At 45.7% G+C, this 2,641-nt stretch carries 5 protein-coding genes and 2 tRNA genes; all 7 read left to right on the plus strand.

Translation table 11 applies throughout. The features are described from left to right. Window positions 1-194 (plus strand): rRNA maturation RNAse YbeY (locus WAQ08_RS08130; RefSeq protein ID WP_422190774.1); only part of this gene is annotated, 194 nt, incomplete at its 5' end. Further along, a complete protein-coding gene (recO, locus tag WAQ08_RS08135) occupies window positions 161-931 on the plus strand; it encodes a DNA repair protein RecO (protein WP_422190776.1) in 771 nt (256 codons plus the stop codon). The genes WAQ08_RS08130 and recO, both read left to right, overlap by 34 nt. Before the next feature lie 178 nt (window positions 932-1,109). Continuing rightward, window positions 1,110-1,182, plus strand: a tRNA-Thr gene (locus WAQ08_RS08140). Between the two features lie 160 nt (window positions 1,183-1,342). Beyond that, window positions 1,343-1,783 (plus strand): four helix bundle protein, encoded by a 441-nt coding sequence (locus WAQ08_RS08145; protein WP_422190778.1) that lies wholly within the window; start codon window positions 1,343-1,345, stop codon window positions 1,781-1,783. After that, window positions 1,752-1,834, plus strand: a tRNA-Tyr gene (locus WAQ08_RS08150). Before WAQ08_RS08145 ends, WAQ08_RS08150 begins: the two co-directional genes overlap by 32 nt. Window positions 1,835-1,946: 112 nt before the next feature. Next, the gene (locus tag WAQ08_RS08155) at window positions 1,947-2,267 is read left to right on the plus strand and encodes a hypothetical protein (protein WP_422190780.1); all 321 of its coding nucleotides are present in this window, start codon (window positions 1,947-1,949) and stop codon (window positions 2,265-2,267) included. A 64-nt stretch (window positions 2,268-2,331) separates the two neighbouring features. After that, window positions 2,332-2,641, plus strand: a 310-nt coding sequence (locus tag WAQ08_RS08160; RefSeq protein ID WP_422190782.1) for a type II toxin-antitoxin system HicB family antitoxin, incomplete at its 3' end; no start/stop codon positions are given.

Raw genomic sequence — 2,641 nt, forward strand, 5'->3', positions numbered from 1 at the left:
AGGCGGCTCAATATGAAAATGATTTTTTTTACGAACTTGCTTTTTACCTTTGTCACGGGGTTTTGCATTTAATGGGCTATTCAGATCAGACAAAAAGGCAGGCGCATTGGATGGGGCATAAGCAAGAGGCAGTCTTAAAAGGGATTGGAGTCGGCAAAAAATGGCGATTCAGAAAAATCAAGGAATTATTATAAAAACTCAGCTGTTCCGCTCCACCTCGCTTATCGTCACCTTCTTTACGCGGGATTTCGGAAAAATCCGCGGCCTTGTCAAGGGAGTGCGGCAGGCCGGGGAAACGCGGGGCGCGCTTTATGAACTCTTCACGTGCCTCGAGATCGTCTATTACGAAAAGACCCGCTCGGATTTGCACCTGGTCTCCGAGGCCTTTATGCTTGAAAATTATTCTTCTCTCCGCTCTCAGCTTGGGTCGATTGCCTACGCCAGCTACTTTTCAGAACTTGCAGACGAGCTCACCGAAGTCCACGACCCCCACGGGAAAATTTTTGACTTGCTTCATTTTTGTTTTCGATATCTCCCTTCTCTGTCGGGCCCGAGGATTGCCCGTATTTTCGAAATCAAACTCTTGAGCGAGATCGGCTGGCTTCCTTATCTTGACCGGTGTTTGGGCTGCTCGAATCCCCATTTGGAGGAGGGTTTTTTTTCTCCCCGGCAGGGCGCTCTTCTATGCCCGGCGTGCGCCAAGCGCTACGGAGACGTCTTTCGAATTCAGCGCGAGGCCTTGGCTGCAATGCGGTATTACGCCAGGCACGACCTTGAAATGTCAAGCCGGTTCTGGATTACGGACCGCACGAGCACCGAGCTCGAAACTTTGATCGAACGCTTTCTTCTGGAAAGAATCCAGAAGCCGCTCAAGAGCACTCTTTTTTTGAAGAAGTTAAAGCAGACGATCGAGAAGCAGCAAAGATTCTAAAATCATCTTCCTTTATTTTTGCCGTTCCTTTGGGTAAAATCCGCTGTAAATGCTGGCGTAGCTCCCGCCACAAGGCGCGGCGGGCAGTCAGTTGGTAGAGCAGCGGTTTTTCCGCCACAGATCACGGCGGACCCGCCACGGGATGTGGCGGGGTAAACCACGGATCTTTCTTAATTATGCTGGCGTAGCTCAGTTGGTAGAGCAGCTGTTTTGTAAACAGCGGGTCGTCCGTTCAAATCGGACCGCCAGCTTTGCTTTTATATCGATTTGAACAGCAAGGGGTTCTCCGCCACTGATTCTTCGGCGGATCCGCCAAGAGTTGTGGCGGAAAATCCCTCCGCCAGCTCACTTTATTTTAGATTGTAAATTGTAGATTGTAGATTGAAGATTGAAGATTGAGAAAGGGCTTAAATGAATTCAGAAGATCTAAAAAAACGAACGAAGAAATTCGCTCTAGATATAATAAAATTTACGGAGAGTCTACCTCATACCCGAGTTATGGATGTGTTGGGGAAACAGTTGTTACGAGCAGGGACATCGGTAGGTGCTAATTATCGCTCTGCATGCCGGGCAAAATCTCAAGCTGACTTTATCGCAAAAATGAAACTCGTCGAAGAGGAAGCCGATGAGTCTTCTTATTGGCTTGAGCTTATAGATGAATTTCAGAGGTGCGACCCGCCGACTTTTGAAGCGTTGGTCAAAGAAGCCCAAGAAATTTTAGCGATCGCGGTGGCTTCCATCAATACTGCCCGCAAAAAATTAAGAACGTCCTTTTCTGAGTCTCAATCTACAATTTACAATCGTCAATCTAAAATTAAATGGGGAGTTACCAAAGCGGCCAAATGGACCTGACTGTAAATCAGGTGGCTAACGCCTTCAGTGGTTCGAATCCACTACTCCCCATCGTCTTATTTGATTTAGATCTATGCCCCCAACTTCTGGATTTTGTGATATAATGCCAACCGATCAGTAACTCAACTCGTTGCAACAACAATCGGAAGGGAAAAGGCGTCTTATGGATAATAACCAAAAAGTACAAACTGTTATTTGGGGTGCTGTAGGAAGTGTTGTTGGGAATGCGGCATATGACGGTATAAAGAAGATCATCACAGTTGGTATTCCAGTTGTCATTTTAGCAGTCAGTTCACCACAGAAAAATGTTGAAACTTCAAAAACAGAGACGCCGCTTAAAGCTGTCTACGCTAGCCAAGATCAGACTTTTATCGGAAGTCCTTCACCAAGAATGATGATGCCGCCCACAAATACCTTTTTCACCACGACCTCAGGTACTCTTGCTGTGGTAAGTGGCGATCAAACTATGGTGAGGGGTATTTAATCTAAAATTTCTAATGTTCATTGTCTTTTAACTTTGTAAAAAATATGCTATCTTTATGACGACCATGAGAAAACACTTTCAAGCAGGCCCCTTAGACGTGCTCCTTTCCCGTGAAGAAGGAAAGTATTATGCTCATTGCTTGCCTTTTGATCTTTTGGCAGAAGGGGATACTCAGGCCGAAGCCATGAAAAGGCTAGAAGAAATGGTTTTTGAGCACATTAAATTTTTTATGGAAAGCAATATGGAACCTTTCATTTTCAGACCTGCGCCTATGAAATATTGGGAAATTTTGAGAATGATAACAAAAGGTGCTCATTTCCTCCCAAATGTCCCCGAAGGGTTGTTGAAAGCCACCTCTCCCAATCGTATTACGC

Source organism: Aquabacterium sp., assembly GCF_049274795.1.
In the GTDB taxonomy this organism is placed as follows: Bacteria; Pseudomonadota; Gammaproteobacteria; order Burkholderiales; family Burkholderiaceae_C; genus Aquabacterium.